Raw genomic sequence first — 16312 nt, 5'->3', positions numbered from 1 at the left:
CGGCGAACCGTATGGCGCCCTCGACCATGGCGTGCACTATCGTCTGGCGCACCGCCGCCGCCCCGTCTTCCTCACCGATCGCCGCGCCCGGGTCGAACCGCCGTCTGGTGACCTCGACCTCGCCTCGGGCCGTGCCCGCTTGCCCTATCGGCGCGCGGCTGAGCTATTCGAGACCGCCACCGCCCGGGTCGGTGTCCACGACGATCCCGTGCGGGCCGGAAGTGCTTCTACATCACCGATCCTGGGCACTCTCTGCTGTTCGGCACAGCCCAGAAAGCACATCAACCATCTAGCCGCGCCGGGGTGCCCAAAGAACGACCTCGCCTGTCAGAGCCATTCGTTGATCGTGACTTCGTGCCGCACGGCGGCTCCGCCCAGCACGGTCGGCCCGACCTCGGCCCCGCGCACGATCGTCGCGGCCCGCACTTTTCTGCGAGGCTCAGGGGCGGGTTCGCTCAGCGCGGCCAGGCGTCGCGGGGGACGCGGTAGAGGACGCGACCAGAGTTTCCTGCTCGTCATTGTCGATCAGGTCGAATGCGGTATCGAGATCGCAGAGAACTCCAGAGCCCGGATCCACCCGGAAACGCTCTGCGGCTTCATCGATCTTCTCCGTGTCGATCCATGCCACATCGAAGCGGCTGTTCAGGAGGTACTCCTCCAGGAGATCCCACTGGCTCTCCGCAGGCATCGCTCGTGACAGGTTCAACGGACAGTTCCTTTCGAGGTTCGAGTAAGTCTGTGAGTGGAGGCGGATGACCACCTCCACTCGCAGACGTTCAGCTGGGCTACCTGAGATTTGTCCGGATCAGCTCACGATCTTGACCCAGAACTGATTACCGGGCACGACACGATAGTCGGCGCAGAAGCGGAATCAGCGACGTCAGCGCGCCGACTGCCATCGAATCCGCCAACCGACCCGAAGTGCCTGCATCGCCCGGCATGCTCACCGGGCGAAGCCACCAGCAAGATCGCTATCTAAACGGCGCTGGACGCCGGGGCCGTGCCGGAGGTAACCGTCGACGGCGCGAGGAAGACACGGCGGTTGGCACAAGCGTGTTCTCGGTCAGCACCTACGGAAGCGAGCCGTTTCGATACGCATGAATTGACGGGCGAGGAAACCCGGCGGGGCGATAACCCCAGGTATTTCTCAGTAAAATATCCCCGCAAATTTCAGAGCACAGCAAAATCTGGCATTCCACGGTTTCGGGAGATTGACGCCGGGGATACCGCGAAAGTGGGATATGACTGAGGAAATAGTTTAACCATGCATCTAATATGAGTGGCAACGTCGCACATCCAGTGGTTTCACGTTGCTTCGGTCAGTTCAGAGCAAAAACGCTCTGGATCGGGTTTCAGCACGTCGGCGCTGGTGGACGTGCCGGAGCGGCCTGTCACCTTTCCTCCGAACTTGACCAGGAGGAGGATCATGTACCCGGCGCAGAAGACCAACCTGGACCACCGGTTGGCCGCCGACCTCGCCTGGCATCCCGCCGGCCCCGCTGAACAGGCGGGCATCCAGGCCGGTGCCCAGGCGCCCGCGACATCCTCGCCTTGCGCGCGCACGACGGCGCGGACGCCACCCCGCCCTACACCACCACCGGCAAACCCGGCGACTACCTGCCGCCCCATCCGGACTTCAAGGCACCGGAGTTCCCCCACTGGGGCAACGTCACCCCATTCCTACTCCATACCGGCCACCAGTTCCGTGGGTAACCCGGCGTGCTATCTCACAGTGTCGATACCGATTCGCGCTGAATGGATCGGCACTCCAGCCACCGAGAGGGACATGAGTATGAGTCACGATATTCATCCCCGCATACCGCGCCTACCGGCCCTGATCAGCGCACTTGCTCTGACCGGCGCACTTGGCCTGGTCACCGCTTGCGGCGACCCGCCGCACCGCGGCCCGGCGTCCGCCGGGATCACCCCGGGCGCCGGCCAGAGCCTGCCCGGCATGCCCGGCGGCACCGGCCCGGCATCTGCCATCCCGGTGCTGCCCAACACGGCCACAGCCGCACCCACACGCAGCGCGCCGGTCACGCCGGTGGGCCCGAACTCCGTGACGATCAAGAATTTCGCCTTCCATCCCGCTGCGCTGACCGTCAAGGCAGGCACTACGGTGACCTGGATCAACCAGGACCCTGAACCGCACACCGTGACGAGCCAGGGCCAGGGCCAGGGTCCGCTCCGCTCCGCCGCGCTGGCGTCCGGTGCCCGCTACCTCTACAAGTTCACCAAGCCGGGCACCTACAAGTACCTGTGCAGCATCCACCCGTTCATGACCGCCACTGTGACGGTGACCCAGTGACCGGCCCTATCGATCCGCGTGGAGCCGAGCCGACGCCGGAACACGGGATGTCTCGCCGCCAACTGCTGCGCCACGCCGGCTGGTTCGGCTCCGCCGTGGTCTTGACGGTGGCCGACGGCCGAGTGATCAGCAGCGTCGCAGGCAGCCAGGACAGCGCCGCCGTACAGGCCACCGCCAACCCTGGCGCGCTGCGGTTCGTGCAGATTTCCGACAGCCACATCGGCTTCACCGGCGCCGCCAACACCGACGTGAACCGGACGTTCACCGAAGCGCTCAATCAGGTCAACAGCCTGGGCTTCCGGCCCGACTTCGTCATGCACAGCGGCGACCTCACCCACCTGTCCACCCCGGGCCAGTTCGACCAGGTCAAGCAGATGTTGACCGGCCTGCGTACCGGTCGCATCTTCACAGTGCCCGGGGAACACGACTCGATCGGCGACGCCGGACATGCGTACCGGCAGCGATTCGGCGCAAACACCCTCGGCGACGGCTGGTATAGCTTCGACACCCATGGCGTCCACTTCATCGCTCTGGTCAACACCCTGCACATGGAGCAACTCGGCCACCTTGGCACCGACCAGATCGACTTCGTCCGCAAAGACGTCGCTGGTCTATCGGCCGACACTCCCATCGTGGTGTTCAGCCATATCCCGCTGTTCGCCATGTACCCGGCCTGGGGCTGGGGCACCGATGACGCCATCAAGGTCCTAGGCCTGCTACGCCGCTTCTCCTCTGTGACCTGCCTGAACGGCCACGTGCACCAGCTGTTCACCAAGACCGAAGGCAACGTCACCTTTCACAGCGCCACCACCACCGCCTACCCGCTGCCCAAACCGGGCATCGGGCCGGGACCCCTCCCGCAGGTGGTACCAGCCGGCCACCTCAAGGCCGCACTGGGCATCCGCACTGTCACCTACCGTAAGGGCGCAGGCGGCCTGGCCGTCACCGACCACAAGCTGGCGTGAAGGCGTCCGCGGCCCTCGCCGCCCGCCTGAGCACGGCCGCCGCCATCGCCGTCAGCGGCTACATCCACGCCGACCTCTACCTCAACGGCGGCTACCGGCACATCCACATCATCGGCACGGCGTTCCTGCTCCAGGCCGGCGGCGCTTTCGCCGTCACCCTACTGCTGCTCGTCAGCGACTCGGCCATCGTCAGGCTCGGTGCCGCCGCCGTGGCCCTGGGTACGCTGGGCGGCTTCACGCTCTCCCGCACCATCGGGATTTTCGGGTTCACCGAGCGCGGATTCACCCCCTCCCCGCAGGCTGCGATCAGCGTGATCGTCGAAGTGGCCGCGCTGCTGCTGCTCGCGGCCTGGCAGCTGGCCGTGCGCAAGCCGGCGGAGGGCCTCACGGGTGCCGAATAATCATCCATACCGGTCACGCCGCATGTCGATACTCGTGGCGCGTGCCGCTGTCGATCTTGCCGCCGGATGTCAAGGGCGGGTGAACTGGTATCCCGCGCGAGTTTCCGGTACCGAATAGAGGCCACCTGTGGCCGGCTGGATCGCACCGTCGGCGCCTACGCATGAATTGACGGGCGAGGAAACCCGGCGGGGCGATAACCCCAGGTATTTCTCAGTAACATAATCCCGCGAATTTCAGAGCACAGCAAAACCTGGCATTCCCCGGTTTTCGGGAGATTGACGCCGGGGACACCGCGAAGGCGGGACATGACTAGTTGAACTACGTTGAGCGGGCTGTTGCGGCGGCGCCGACAGCCGAGAAATCGCCTACCACCGCATCACCGCTTACGGAGTGGAGACGCACAGCCCCCGGGTCGCCCTGCACTCCCTCGCGGGCTGCCTCTTCTACGGCGCATTCGCCGCGAAGGTACTCCTCGTCCGCAGCCGGCGCCTACCCACCTGGGCGCTGCCACTCGCCGGTGGCACCCTGGTCACCCTCATCGCGATCCTGTGGTCCTCAGCGGCCCTCTGGCAGCTGACCCAGCCCTAGCAGTCCCCCACAGAGCACGAGGTACTCGACCGTACATGGCCGGGTTTTCGGGGTTACACGACGTGGGAGGAGACGCCGGTGGACATGACGACACTGGTCCTGACCAGGCAGAGCCTGCATGGAGTGGCCGAACTCGTACTGGCCGGGCCGCAGTACCGCCAAAGCGGCACCATCAGGCTCCGGGCCGTCCCCGGCGGCTTCGCCACCACCAAGCACCCCGACATGGCCGTCAACGGAGACCTGCTGCTCACCAGCGGCCGACCGCTCAGGAAGCTGACCGGGGTGACCTACGCCGAACTCGCGGCTGCCGCCGGGATCGTAGCCGGCGCCCCCGAAGGCCTGTACTCCGAGGGCTCCGGGGTCACGGCCGGCGACCGCGTACATGTCGATCCGCAGGCGGCAATGGTGATCGCCCGCGCCCTGGGCGACGGTGATGCGGCCCTGCGCAGGCTTGCTCCCGGCATGACGCCGGTGCTCTGGCCGGAGCATTTCGACATCGGCGTCACCCTGGACGAGGTCAACTACGGCGTCTCGCCGGGTGACAGGCACATACCCGAGCCGTACGCCTACGTCGGCCCCGAGCAGCCACGAACCGGCCAGTTCTGGAACATCTCCTTCGGCGCCGCCCGCCCACTCACCCAACTGCCGCACGCCGAAGCCATCTACGAGTTCTTCGACGAAGGCCGCCGCCGCGCTCACGGCGAGGAGCCGTAACCCTCAGACACCCTGCCGATCCGGCTCGGCGGCGTTCAACGTCAGCGCGGCCGGCCCCGACATGGAGCCATGCTTCGTACCTGCGCTGCCTCAAGTCGGATGAGAGGGCCAACCGGGCTCCCGTCTCACTGATCATACTGATGACGCATTGCCCTGTTCGTGGCCTCGCCGACGCTGAGGGGTGGACCTTGCCCTTGGGTGAAGGCGCAGCATCGTGGTGCCGGTCGTCCTGGCCGGTGCGAGGAGGGTTGGGTGTGGGGTTACTGACGATCGGGGTGTTCGCCCGGGCTACGCGCTTGTCGCCGAAGGCGTTACGGCTGTACGACGAGCTCGGGTTGCTCCGGCCGGCTGCAGTGGACGGAGAGTCGGGGTACCGCTTCTACGATCCGACGCAGTTGGAGCGGGCCCGGTTGATCGCGTGGTTGCGGCGGCTGGGCATGCCACTGGCCCGCATCCGCCAGGTATGCGACCTGGAACCGCATGCGGCGGCCGAGCAGGTCGCCGACTATTGGGCACAGGTCATGGCCGACACCGCTGTACGCGAACAACTCGCCACCTTCCTCGTCGACTACCTGTCAGGAAGGGGCGGCGCCATGGAAGACGCAGAAACCATGATCGGGATCCGCTACGCGGCACGATCGGAGTCGGGGCTGGTCCGCACGAGCAATGAGGACGTCGCCTACGCCGGCGCTCGGTTGCTGGCGGTGGCCGATGGAATGCGCGGGCCGGGTGGGAATCTCGCAAGCGTGGCGGCCATCGACGCGCTCAAGCCGTTGGAGGCGAAGGCCGTACCTGCCGGTGACCTTCTCGGCGCGCTCGCCGATGCGGTTGGTCAGGCCGACCAGGCGATTCGGGGCATCGCCGAGTCGGCACTGTCCGGCGAGGCGGTCACGACGCTGACCGCGATGCTGTGGTCTGGCTCCCAGCTGGCGCTGGTGCACATCGGTGACACACGAGCGTATCTGCTGCGCGACGGCGAGATCTTCCAGATCACCCACGACCACACCTACGTGCAGTCGCTGGTCGACGAAGGCCGCCTCAGCCCAGAGGAGGCCGCCTCGCATCCGCAACGCTCATTGCTGGTCCGTGCACTCACGGGCACAGGCGGGTCCCAGCCTGACCTGTCGCTGCATACGGCCGTGGCCGGCGACCGCTACTTGCTGTGCTCCGACGGGCTGGCCACCGTCGTTGCGACAGAGTCACTGCGCGGCGTACTGAGCGGCACGGGCGCCCCTGGGCAGGTCCTCGATGAGCTGGTCAGGCTGGCATACGACGCGGGCGCCCCGGACAACATCGCTTGCGTGGTGGCTGATGTGGTGACGCTGTGAGTGGAAGGTGAGCGCGTCGGCTGTACGCTCCCTGTGCGCGTACACGCTCGACCGGCGTCCCCTGGCGATCCCCGCCTACCGGCGGTTGTGGGTCGCCTCGGCCACCTGCGCGGTCGGTGGCTCGTTCAGCGTGGTCACGGTGCCGGCGCAGCTGTTCACCTTGACCGGCTCGTCTGCGACCGTCGGCGCCGCGGCCGCAGTGTCATTCGGTGCTTTGGTGATCGCGTCGCTGTGGGTCGGAACCCTCGCCGACCTCATGGACCGGCGACGGCTGCTGCTGGCCGCTCACTGTGGCCTTGCGCTGACCTACGCGGCGCTGTGGGCTCAGGCCGCCCTGGGAGGCCGCTCTGTCGCCGTCCTGTTGGCGTTGGTGGCATGCCAAGGACTGACCTTCGGGGCGATCATGGTGACGATGGGTGCAGCGGTGCCCCGCCTCGTACCCGTCGGCCTGCTGCCCGCGGCGAACGGTCTCAGTTCGCTCGTCCGCTACACCGGATCGATCATGGGCCCGTTACTGGCAGGCGTGCTGATTCCGGTGGTCGGGCTCGGCACGCTTTACCTGTTCGACGCCGTTGCGCTGCTGGCCGTCGTGTGGGCGGTGGCCAAGTTGCCGCCTATCTTGCCCAGCCCTCACCCGGTGTCACGTGACGGATCGCCCGATGGGATATCAAAAGCAGCAACGGACGATACGCCGGCACAGCGTGACCGGCATCGGTCCACGCTTGGACAGGTGCTCGCCGGGTTCCGCTACCTGCTTGCCGGCCGGGTGCTCGTAGCCGTGCTGGCAGTAGATCTTGCTGCGATGGTCTTCGGGATGCCGGTAGCGCTTTTTCCGGAACTGGCGCAACGCACCTACGGCGGGCCCGCGGGAGGAGGCCTGGAGCTGGGCCTGCTTTACGCCGCCTACCCGGCCGGTGTCTTCGCGGCCGGGCTGATGTCGGGAAGGTTCACGCGCGCCCGTCGCCACGGTGCCCTGATGACATCGGCTGCCGCCGTCTGGGGAGTAACCGTCGTGGTCCTTGGCCTGGCTCCGCGACTCTGGCTCGCGCTGGCGGCGCTCATGTTCGGCGGTGCGGCGAACTTCGTGCTCAGTACCTTCCGCAACGCCATCTCACAGGCATATACCGACGACGCCATGCGCGGCCGGATTCAAGGATCACTCACCGTCGTCCTCATCGGGGGCCCGCAGATCGCCAACCTGCTGCACGGGACCGCCGCGGGGGTATACGGCCCCCAGGTGACGATCTGCGTTGGCGGGCTGCTCACCGTGATGACCGTCGCCATGATCGTGTGGATGGCACCTCAGCTGTGGCACTACGCCGCCCCAAGAACAGATCGCTGATGAGAACCGGCCCGGATGTCGTCGGCGGGTGAGCACCGGGCCGGGTACCGCTGAACGTCAGACCGCAGGCGGCGACCAGGTCGGTTACCGATGCCCTCGCCCGGGTGGGTGTCGTCTGGCTCACCCGACGGTCGCACTCCTCCGGGCGGCTCGGGCAAGGCGAAGGAGTAACGGCCCAGCATGGCCGCATGGGCGTGGCTGAAGGGCGAGCCGACGCGCAGGTCTTCCGCGAGCCGGTCGGCGACGCCGACGCCAGGGCCGCGTTCGTCGCGGACCTGCGGAGAGCTGCCGCCAGGGCGGTGCGGCCATGGCCGAGGACCTGCTTCTGGCCCGAGGCGCCGTTGAAGATCGGCGCACCAGGGGCGAAGTAGCCGGAGGCGGGGCATCGGGTCATTGGTTTCGGCTCTGGTAGGCCTCTCGGCTGGTCTCGATGTGCGGGACGTGCTCGATGGCCCAGCCGGCGAGGGCCAATGCGGGTGGAATGAGGCTCTTGCCGGTGGGGGTCAGTGCGTATTCGACCCGTGGCGGGACCTCGGCATGCACCGTCCGGGAGACCAGGCCGTCGCGTTCGAGGTTCCGGAGCGTCAGGGTCAGCATGCGCTGGGAGATCCCGGGGATCTGCTGGTGCAGGCCGGTGAAGCGCAGGCTTCCCTGATCGAGGGTCGCCACGATCAGCAGCGTCCACTTGTTGCAGATGCGGTCGAGGATGGCGCGGATCGTCCGTCCGCCATCTCCTCGGATCATGCAGGTGTGCTCGTACTCCGACATGACAGCCCTCTGTGTGTAACGCACATGCATGTGCCTTTTGTAAGGCTTTCAATGGTGACGCATCATGAAGCTACTTACGACTGGTAACCATCGTGGCCAGCGCCGCGTCACTAGCCCCCCCGAGGTGTCCTTCATGGAGATTTCCTACTGGATCGTCGCGGCACTCCTGGCCGTCTTCTACCTCTACGCCGGCGGCAAGAAGATCACCCAAAGCCAGGAGCAGCTTCAGCCGATGATGGGCTGGGTCGACACTGTTCCCATGCCGCTCGTCCGCTTGATCGGATTCCTGGAAGTCCTCGGCGCGGCCGGCCTGATCCTGCCGCCGCTGACCGGGATCGCGCCCTGGCTCGCCATCGCCGCGGCGATCGGCCTCGTCCTGATCCAGATAGGCGGCATCGCGGTCCACCTGAGCCGCGGCGAGATCCGGCAGATCGGACTCAACATCGCCCTCCTGGCAGCCGCCGCGGCAACCGCCTGGCTCGGCGCCATCTGGCTCTGAACCCTCTGCCCGACGTCGTGCCCTCGCCTCGCTCCGGGGCGCTCCATGTTGACCTGCGGCCCGGCGACAGCGGCAGAGGACATCTCGCCATGGTCGGGTGCTCTCGGTGCTCGCAATCGATCAGCCGCCTCGGGTGATCGGCCCGCGGGAGCGCGGCACGACCAGTCCTGTCTCGTACGCCGTGACGACCGCCTGTGTCCTGTCGCGTAGCCCGAGCTTGTTCAGCACCCGGCTCACATGCGTCTTGACGGTCTCCTCCGTGACCGTCAACCGGCTTGCTATCTCCGGATTGGACAGGCCTTCCGCGACCAGCCGCAGGACCTGCGTCTCACGAGGGGTGAGCGCGGCGAGCGCGGCCATGGAGACGGCGTCGGGCTTCGGGGGCAGCAGGGCGAACTCACTGATGAGGCGGCGGGTGATCGCCGGAGCCAGGAGCGCCTCGCCTGCGGCGATGACCCGTACCGCGTCGAAGAGCCGCTCGGCGGTGACGTCCTTGAGCAGGAATCCGCTCGCTCCGGCACGCAGCGCGTCGTAGACGTACTCGTCCAGGTCGAAGGTCGTCAGAATAAGGACGCGTGGCCCGCCGGCGAGCCGCCTGGTGGCCTCGATGCCGTCCATCCCCGGCATGCGGACGTCCATCAGGACGACGTCGGGCGACAGCTCGCGGCAGATCCGTACCGCCTCGGCCCCGTCGCGGGCGGTGCCGACGACCTCGAGGTCGGGCTGGGTGTTGAGCAGTTCGGCGAAGCCGGTGCGGACGACCAGGTGGTCGTCGGCGACGACGACGCGAACCACCGGTGGCCTGCCGGTCATCCGGCCGCTCCGGGCAGGCGCGCCTCGACGAGGAAGCCACCGCCTGCGGCGGGGCCGGTGCGCAGCTCACCCCCGACGGCTGTGGCACGTTCCCGCATGCCGGACAGCCCGTGACCGCCGGCAGGCACCGAGGCACGGGGGCCGGGTCCGTTGTCGCGGATGAGCAGGCGCAGGGCATCGCCACCGTAGTGCAGCTCCACGTCGACGGCGGCGCCCGGCGCGTGCCGCCGGGCGTTGGTGAGGGCCTCCTGGACGATGCGATGGGCGGCGAGCTCGACACCTGGGTCGAGCGTGACCGGCGGACCGCGCAGGATGAGGCGGACACCCGTGCCTGACGCCTGCCGCGCCTGGTCGAGCAGCTCGTTGAGCTCGGCCAGGCGCAGGCCCGGCTGGGGCCGCCGGTCCGCCGCGTCCGCCTCGGCGTCCTCGCGTAGCACGCCGAGCAGTCGCCGCATCTCGGTCAGCGCCGCCCGGGCGGTGTCCCCGATGGCCGACAATCGTTCCGCACCGGCGGCCGGCATCCCGGGCACGGCCAGCCGGGCCGTCTCCGCCTGCACGGCGACCATGGAAATGTGGTGGGCGACGACATCGTGCAGTTCGCGGGCGATGCGAGCGCGCTCGCCGCGCGCGGTGTGCTCCAGCAGGGTGTCGGCGATGACCTGCCGGGCCGCGCCGTTCTCCAGGGCCTCAGCGCGGGCTCGCCGTGCGATCCCGGCCAGGGCCGCCGCCGGAGCCAGGCAGGCCGCCAACAGGATGAGAACCCCCGCCTCGCCGCCCGCGGGAACGGCAAGCGCCAGGATGGGGAACGGTGCCGCGAGAAGGACGGCCAGCCGCTGCGAGCCGGTGCGGCCGAGCCGGTATCCGCAGATCAGCTGCGCGGCCACGCCCGCCACGGTCAGCGTGTGAAAGGCCACCGGCGACAACATGACCGTCGCGGAGACGACCACCGCGGCCGCGGCCGGCTGCGCCCACAGCAGCGCGACGGGCAGCGTGGTGGCCAGGCCGAGCAGGCCGAACACCACGAGATACAGAGCGGGGTTGCCGCCTTCGACCGGCGGCGCACCCCCGCCGTGCACGATCGACTCGCCCACCGGTGTGGTGACGGCACGGCCGAACGCCTTCGCCAGCGGTGTGTCGCGGGCGTGCGCGATCGACTCGGCCAGCGCGAGCACCGCCAGCAGCGCGCCGGCCGCGACAGGCGCGTGCCGGGTCGCGGCGATCCGCCGCCGACCGGCGGCCCATCCGCCGGTCCGGTCGTCCGCTGGGTGCACGAAGGCCATTGTCGTGGTCATCTGACGTTCTGGCATCCCTCACGTGAGGGATGCCGTGTCGCTCCTGCCCGTGACGGCGAAGATGGCTCCGCGGCGTGACGACCGCGTCCCCGCCGCTGCCTAGTCTGCCTGGCATGCGAGCAACCATCGAAGTCGCCGGGCTGCGCAAGCGCTTCGGCCGGACCACGGCGCTGGACGGGATGTCCTTCACCGTCAAACCGGGGCAGGTCACCGGTTTCGTCGGCCCCAACGGGGCGGGCAAGTCCACCACGATGCGGGTGATCCTCGGCCTGGACGCGGCCGACGAGGGCTACGCGCTGGTCGGCGGGCGGCCCTACCGGAGCCTGCGCCGGCCGCTGTGCCACGTCGGGGCGCTGCTGGACGCCGCCGCGCCGCAGCCGAGCCGTACCGGGCGCAACCATCTGCTGTGGCTGGCCCACTCCCAGGGACTGTCCGCCAGGCGGGTCGACGAGGTGATCGGGCTGGTGGGGCTGGAATCGGCGGCCAGGCGCAAGGCGGGCGGCTACTCGCTGGGCATGCGGCAGCGGCTCGGGATCGCCGCGGCGCTGCTCGGCGACCCGCCGGTGCTGATGCTCGACGAGCCGGTCAACGGCCTCGACCCCGAAGGCGTCGTGTGGATTCGCGGCTTCCTGCGGTCGCTGGCCGAGCAGGGCCGCGCCGTCCTGGTCTCCAGCCACCTGATGAGCGAGTTGCAGGACACCGCCGGTCATCTCGTGGTGGTGGGCCGGGGGCGGGTCGTCGCGGACACCGGCGTGGCCGAGCTGATCGCGGCCGCGTCGCGCGGCCAGGTCGCGCTGCGCACCACGGCGCGGGCGGAGGCGATGGAGGTGCTGGCGCGCGCCGGCGCCACCGTGGCCGCCACCGAGCGCGACACGCTCACCGTCTCCGGGCTGGAGGCGACGCGCGTCGTGGCGCTTCTCGGTCAGCACGCGGTGCCGTTCTCCGAGGTGACGGCCCACCGCGCGACGCTGGAGGAGGCGTACCTGGACCTGACCCGGGACGAGGTGGAGTTCCGCGCCTCCCCGGGACAGGAGGCCACGCGATGACCACCGGCACCGTCACCCCGTACCGCTCGGACCCGCAGGCCGGGCGCGGCGGCTTCGCCCAACTGCTGCGCGCGGAGTGGACCAAGTTCCGTACGGTCCGCGGCCAGCTGATCGGCATGGTGGTCGCGGCGCTGGTCATCGTGCTGCTCGGACTGCTCACCGCCACAGGCAGCCACACATCCTGCGGCGGTGCGAGCGATGTCTGCCCCGCCCTCCCGGTGGGCCCGGACGGCGAGGCGGTGGACGACACGTTCTCCTTCGCGCACCGGCCGTTGTCCGGAGACGGCGGCATCACCGTCCGGGTGACCTCGCTGAGCGGCATCATCACCTATCCCCCGCCCGACCACGACAAGATCGTCTCCGGTGTCGTGCCCTGGGCGAAGGCCGGGATCATCATCAAGGACGGCATCCGGCGGGGCTCCGCCTATGCGGCGGTGATGGTCACCGGCAGCCACGGAGTGCGCATGCAGCACAACTTCACCCGGGACGCCGCCGGCCGGCCCGGCGGCGTTTCCGCGGCGTCCCCGCGCTGGCTGCGGCTGACCCGCTCCGGCGACACGCTCACCGGCTACGAGTCGGTCGACGGCAGGCAGTGGACCACGGTCGGCACGGCTCGCCTGACCGGACTGCCGGCCACGGTGCGGGTCGGGCTCTTCGTCACCTCCCCGGGCGATCTGACGGTGCGGCAGGCCGATCTCGGCGGCAGCATCCAGCAGGTTCGCTTCACCCAGGCCACCGCTGTCTTCGACCAGGTCAGCCTGGAGGGGGCGACGCCCCGCGGCGAGTGGAGCCGCGACAATGTGGGAGGCGCCGGAAAGACCGACTGGGAGCGCTACCACCGGCCGAGCGGGGTCGTCGAGTCCGGTGGCACGTTCACCGTGACCGGATCCGGTGACATCGCGCCGAGCACGGAAGGCCTGAGCATCGAGACCACCCTGTCCGGCGTGCTGGCCGGGCTGATCGTGGTGATCGTGGTGGCCGTGCTGTTCATCACCGCCGAATACCGGCGCGGCCTGATCCACATCACCCTGCTCGCCAGCCCACGGCGCGGCCGGGTCCTGGCCGCCAAGGCCGTGGTGATCGGCACGGTGACCTTCGTCGCCGGGCTGGCCGCCGCCGGCACGGTCGTCCCCGTCGGCACACGGATCCTGCGCGCGGACGGCAACCCCGTGCTTCCGGTGAGCACGCTCACCGAGCTCCGCGTCGTGGCCGGCATCGCGGCACTGCTCGCCGCCGCCGCCGTCTTCGCACTCGCTCTCGGCGCCCTGTTCCGGCACAGCGCCGCGGCGGTCACCGCCGCCATCGTGGCCATCGTCGTGCCCCATATCCTCGCGACCGCCTCCGTCCTGCCCGTGGGGGTGGCGCAGTGGCTCCTGCGGCTCACCCCGGCGGCCGGCTTCGCGATCCAGCAGAGCATCCCGGAGTACGCGCATGTGCTCGGCCACCACAGCCCGCAGGGCGGCTACTACCCGCTGGAGCCATGGGCCGGGCTCGCCGTGCTGGGCGGCTACGCGGTGCTCGCCCTCGGCCTGGCCGTCCTCCGACTGCGCCGGAGGGACGCATGAGACGAACGCTGCACGCCGAATGGACCAAACTGCGCACCGTACCGGGCACCGGCCGGCTGCTGCTCGCGGTCATCGTGCTGACCGCGGCCGTGAGCGCCGCGGCGGCCGCGACCGTCTCCTGCCGGCCGGTGGGATGTGACCACGACGTCCCCAAGCTCAGCCTCATGGGGGTCCAGGTGGGTCAGGCCGCCGTCGCCATCCTGGCCGTCCTGGCGATCAGCGGTGAGTACGGCGGCGGGATGATCCGCACCACCCTCGCGGCGATGCCGCGCCGCAGCCACGTCCTGGCCGCCAAGGCCGCCATCCTTACCGGCCTGACGACGGCCGCCGGAACCGTTGCCGTGCTCGTGTCCGTACTGGGCGGGCGGCTCATCCTGCCCGGCAACGGCTTCACCCCCGCGCACGGCCACCCGCCGCTGTCGCTGGCCGACGGGCCGACGCTGCGCGCGGCCGCCGGCTCGGTCCTCTATCTCGCGCTGATCGCCTTGCTCAGCCTCGGCGTCGCCACCGCCGTACGGGACTCCGCCGCCGCCATCGGCGTCGTGTTCGGCCTGCTCTACGTTCTCTCGGTGCTTCCCTTCATGATCAGCGACCCGGACTGGCAGCGGTTCCTGTGGCGGCTCTCGCCGATGAACGCGGGGCTCGCCATCCAGTCGACCACCAACCTCTCCGCTCTGCCCCTGGCCCCGTGGGCGGGCCTCGGCGTGCTCGCCGCCTGGGCCGCCGCGGTGCTCCTGGTCGGCGGCCTGGCGCTGCGGCTGCGCGACGCGTGAGCGCACCTCCCGGCAGCGCCCGGCCGGTCAGGCGAACGTTCAGCCGGGACTCGTGCCGTAAAGCGTGGCCAGGCCGGCGACGGTGGCGGCCATCCGCTCGCGCAACTCGGGCGGCTCCAGCACCTCGATGTCCGCCCCCAGGCGCAGCAGCAGCCAGTGGGCGTGCCTGACGGACTCGGTCGGCAGGCGCAGCACCACCCAGCCGCGCTCGTCGGGCGGGCCCGCGGCGGCGAGCGCGGCCTCGGCGACCTCGGCGCCCACCGTGTGGCGCAGCATCCCCTCGGTGCCGGGCGCCATCCGCACCAGCGCCTCACCGGTGTACATCCGCTCGCGGAAGTCGGCCGCATAGCGCTGCCAGAAGGTGGGCAGATCGAAGTCGGCGGGGCGCTCGAAGCGCCCCGCCAGGAGCTCGGCGCTCACGATCCGCGCCACCTTGTAGGTGCGCGGCTCCCCCTCACCGGCGGTGGCCACCATGTACCACGACCCGCCCTTGAGGACCAGGCCGTACGGGTGTGCCAGGCGCTCGACGTCGCGGGGGCCCCAGCGGCGGTAGGTCATGCGCAGCGGGCGCTGCTCCCACACCGCCTCGGCGACCTCTCCCAGGAAGGGAGCCGCGTCGGCGTCGCGATACCAGCCGGGCACGTCCAGGTGGAAGCGCTCGCGCATCCTGGCGGCGTGGAAGCGCGGCTCGGGGGGCAGTGCGGCGAGCATCTTCAGCTCGGCGTTCGCCGCGACCTCGGCCAGTCCCAGTTCGGCGGCGGGGCCGGGCAGCGCCGCCAGGAACAGTGAGGAGGCCTCCTCGGCGGTCAGGCCGTTGAGGCGGGTGCGGTAGCCGTCCAGCAGGCGATATCCACCGGCGGGCCCGCGGTCGGCGTAGACCGGCACCCCGGCCGACGACAGTGCCTCGACGTCGCGGTAGACCGTGCGGACGGAGACCTCCAGCTCCCTGGCCAGCTCGGTGGCCGTCAGCTGCCCCCGCGTCTGCAGGAGCAGCAGGAGGGAGAGCAGACGACTCGCGCGCATGGCGGCCATTGTTCCGCACGTTTGCCAACCTCACACACTCCATGTTCAAATGAACACATGGAAGGTAACAATCGTATTCGCGCGATCATGTCGGCGCTGCGCGCCAGCGACGCCGTCTCCGTCGCGGAGCTGGCCGTCGAGCACGCGGTCTCGGAGATGACCATCCGCCGCGACCTCGACGAGCTCGCCCAGCAGGGCGTGGTCAGGCGGGTCCGCGGCGGCGCGGTGAGCCTGCTGCTGCGCGGGGAGGAACCGCCCTTCGTGGTCCGCGAACGCGAGGCGACAGAGGCCAAGCGGCGGATCGCGAGCGAGGTCGCGGCCCTGCTCGCCGACGGCGAGGCCGTGCTGCTCGACAGCGGCACCACTTCCCTGGAGATCGCCCGCGCGATCCGTGACCGCCGCCTGACGGTCCTGCCGCTCTGCCTGCAGGTCACCGCCGAGCTCAGCACCGCCCCCCGGATCCGCCTGGTGCTGCCCGGCGGGGAGGTCCGCCCCGGCGAGCTGAGCTTCACCGGCCCGTTGACCGAGAGCGCCATCCGCTCCCTGCGCTTCGACACCGCGGTCATCGGCTGCTGCGGCCTGTCCGCCGAACATGGCCTCACCGCCCACGACCTGTCCGACGTCGCCGTCAAGCAGGCCGCGATCGCCTCCGCCAGGCGCGTGGTCGCGGCCACCGACTCCGGCAAGTTCACCCGCACCGCGTTCGGCGCGGTCTGTCCGCTGGACCGCCTCGACATGGTCGTCACCGACACCGCGCTTCCCCCCGCCGAGCACGACGCCATGATCGCGGCAGGCGTCGCCGTCCGCGCCGTCTGAGCCGCCCGGCCGGAGCCCCTGCTCCACGGCCCGCCCCAAGCCCGCGGCCCGAACCGTCTGGTCTGATCCG

20 protein-coding genes are annotated in these 16312 nt (G+C 69.8%); 14 read left to right on the top strand and 6 right to left on the bottom strand.

What is annotated here, in order from left to right; genetic code table 11:
- Nucleotides 1-439: 439 nt before the first annotated feature.
- Nucleotides 440-766, bottom strand: coding sequence for a hypothetical protein (locus ABT061_RS45525; protein ID WP_350929930.1), 327 nt, complete (start codon nt 764-766; stop codon nt 440-442).
- 539 nt (nt 767-1305) lie between these two features.
- On the bottom strand, nt 1306-1428 hold the full coding sequence (locus ABT061_RS45520) for a hypothetical protein (protein WP_350929929.1): 123 nt from the start codon (nt 1426-1428) through the stop codon (nt 1306-1308).
- A gap of 123 nt (nt 1429-1551) precedes the next feature.
- Between ABT061_RS45520 and ABT061_RS45515 the strand changes: the two genes are divergently transcribed.
- From ABT061_RS45515 to ABT061_RS45475, 9 genes are all read left to right on the top strand, one after another.
- Complete coding sequence (locus ABT061_RS45515; protein WP_350929928.1) at nt 1552-1713, top strand: hypothetical protein; 162 nt, start codon at nt 1552-1554, stop codon at nt 1711-1713.
- A 79-nt stretch (nt 1714-1792) separates the two neighbouring features.
- Entirely contained in the window at nt 1793-2308 is a 516-nt protein-coding gene (locus tag ABT061_RS45510; RefSeq protein ID WP_350929927.1) for a cupredoxin domain-containing protein, read from the top strand.
- 47 nt (nt 2309-2355) lie between these two features.
- Nucleotides 2356-3273: a metallophosphoesterase family protein gene (locus ABT061_RS45505; protein WP_350929926.1), complete on the top strand. Its 918-nt coding sequence runs from the start codon at nt 2356-2358 to the stop codon at nt 3271-3273.
- Nucleotides 3270-3674 (top strand): hypothetical protein, encoded by a 405-nt coding sequence (locus ABT061_RS45500; RefSeq protein WP_350929925.1) that lies wholly within the window; start codon nt 3270-3272, stop codon nt 3672-3674. Before ABT061_RS45505 ends, ABT061_RS45500 begins: the two co-directional genes overlap by 4 nt.
- Before the next feature lie 361 nt (nt 3675-4035).
- A complete protein-coding gene (locus ABT061_RS45495) occupies nt 4036-4263 on the top strand; it encodes a DUF6529 family protein (RefSeq protein ID WP_350929945.1) in 228 nt (75 codons plus the stop codon).
- Between the two features lie 84 nt (nt 4264-4347).
- Entirely contained in the window at nt 4348-4977 is a 630-nt protein-coding gene (locus tag ABT061_RS45490) for a hypothetical protein (RefSeq protein WP_350929924.1), read from the top strand.
- Nucleotides 4978-5231: 254 nt separating this feature from the next.
- Entirely contained in the window at nt 5232-6305 is a 1074-nt protein-coding gene (locus tag ABT061_RS45485) for a MerR family transcriptional regulator (protein ID WP_350929923.1), read from the top strand.
- 7 nt (nt 6306-6312) lie between these two features.
- Nucleotides 6313-7647 carry an MFS transporter gene (locus ABT061_RS45480; protein WP_350929922.1) on the top strand — a complete coding sequence of 445 codons (1335 nt, stop codon included), beginning with the start codon at nt 6313-6315 and terminating at the stop codon, nt 7645-7647.
- Between the two features lie 188 nt (nt 7648-7835).
- The gene (locus ABT061_RS45475; RefSeq protein WP_350929921.1) at nt 7836-8018 is read left to right on the top strand and encodes a hypothetical protein; all 183 of its coding nucleotides are present in this window, start codon (nt 7836-7838) and stop codon (nt 8016-8018) included.
- Nucleotides 8019-8037: 19 nt separating this feature from the next.
- On the opposite strand, the gene ABT061_RS45470 is transcribed toward ABT061_RS45475, so the two are convergent.
- The gene (locus tag ABT061_RS45470; RefSeq protein ID WP_350929920.1) at nt 8038-8415 is read right to left on the bottom strand and encodes a winged helix-turn-helix transcriptional regulator; all 378 of its coding nucleotides are present in this window, start codon (nt 8413-8415) and stop codon (nt 8038-8040) included.
- A 133-nt stretch (nt 8416-8548) separates the two neighbouring features.
- On the opposite strand from ABT061_RS45470, the gene ABT061_RS45465 reads away from it, so the two are divergent.
- Nucleotides 8549-8914: a DoxX family protein gene (locus ABT061_RS45465; RefSeq protein WP_350929919.1), complete on the top strand. Its 366-nt coding sequence runs from the start codon at nt 8549-8551 to the stop codon at nt 8912-8914.
- Nucleotides 8915-9034: 120 nt separating this feature from the next.
- Here the strand turns inward: ABT061_RS45465 and ABT061_RS45460 are convergent, their stop codons facing one another.
- The gene (locus ABT061_RS45460; protein WP_350929918.1) at nt 9035-9727 is read right to left on the bottom strand and encodes a response regulator; all 693 of its coding nucleotides are present in this window, start codon (nt 9725-9727) and stop codon (nt 9035-9037) included.
- On the bottom strand, nt 9724-11019 hold the full coding sequence (locus ABT061_RS45455) for a sensor histidine kinase (RefSeq protein ID WP_350929917.1): 1296 nt from the start codon (nt 11017-11019) through the stop codon (nt 9724-9726). The genes ABT061_RS45460 and ABT061_RS45455 overlap by 4 nt, the downstream gene beginning before the upstream one ends.
- Before the next feature lie 113 nt (nt 11020-11132).
- On the opposite strand from ABT061_RS45455, the gene ABT061_RS45450 reads away from it, so the two are divergent.
- The 3 genes from ABT061_RS45450 to ABT061_RS45440 are packed head-to-tail and all read left to right on the top strand — an operon-like array spanning nt 11133 to nt 14403.
- On the top strand, nt 11133-12065 hold the full coding sequence (locus tag ABT061_RS45450; protein ID WP_350929916.1) for an ATP-binding cassette domain-containing protein: 933 nt from the start codon (nt 11133-11135) through the stop codon (nt 12063-12065).
- Nucleotides 12062-13630, top strand: coding sequence for an ABC transporter permease subunit (locus ABT061_RS45445; protein WP_350929915.1), 1569 nt, complete (start codon nt 12062-12064; stop codon nt 13628-13630). Before ABT061_RS45450 ends, ABT061_RS45445 begins: the two co-directional genes overlap by 4 nt.
- Nucleotides 13627-14403, top strand: coding sequence for an ABC transporter permease (locus ABT061_RS45440; protein ID WP_350929914.1), 777 nt, complete (start codon nt 13627-13629; stop codon nt 14401-14403). The genes ABT061_RS45445 and ABT061_RS45440 overlap by 4 nt, the downstream gene beginning before the upstream one ends.
- Before the next feature lie 39 nt (nt 14404-14442).
- Here ABT061_RS45440 and ABT061_RS45435 read toward each other — a convergent pair whose 3' ends face one another.
- A complete protein-coding gene (locus ABT061_RS45435; protein WP_350929913.1) occupies nt 14443-15426 on the bottom strand; it encodes a helix-turn-helix transcriptional regulator in 984 nt (327 codons plus the stop codon).
- 57 nt (nt 15427-15483) lie between these two features.
- On the opposite strand from ABT061_RS45435, the gene ABT061_RS45430 reads away from it, so the two are divergent.
- The gene (locus ABT061_RS45430) at nt 15484-16242 is read left to right on the top strand and encodes a DeoR/GlpR family DNA-binding transcription regulator (protein WP_350929912.1); all 759 of its coding nucleotides are present in this window, start codon (nt 15484-15486) and stop codon (nt 16240-16242) included.
- Nucleotides 16243-16312: the final 70 nt, after the last annotated feature.

This window comes from Streptosporangium sp. NPDC002544, from assembly GCF_040295965.1.
GTDB lineage: Bacteria > Actinomycetota > Actinomycetes > Streptosporangiales > Streptosporangiaceae > Streptosporangium.
This window is presented reverse-complemented; position numbering and strand designations above follow the sequence as displayed.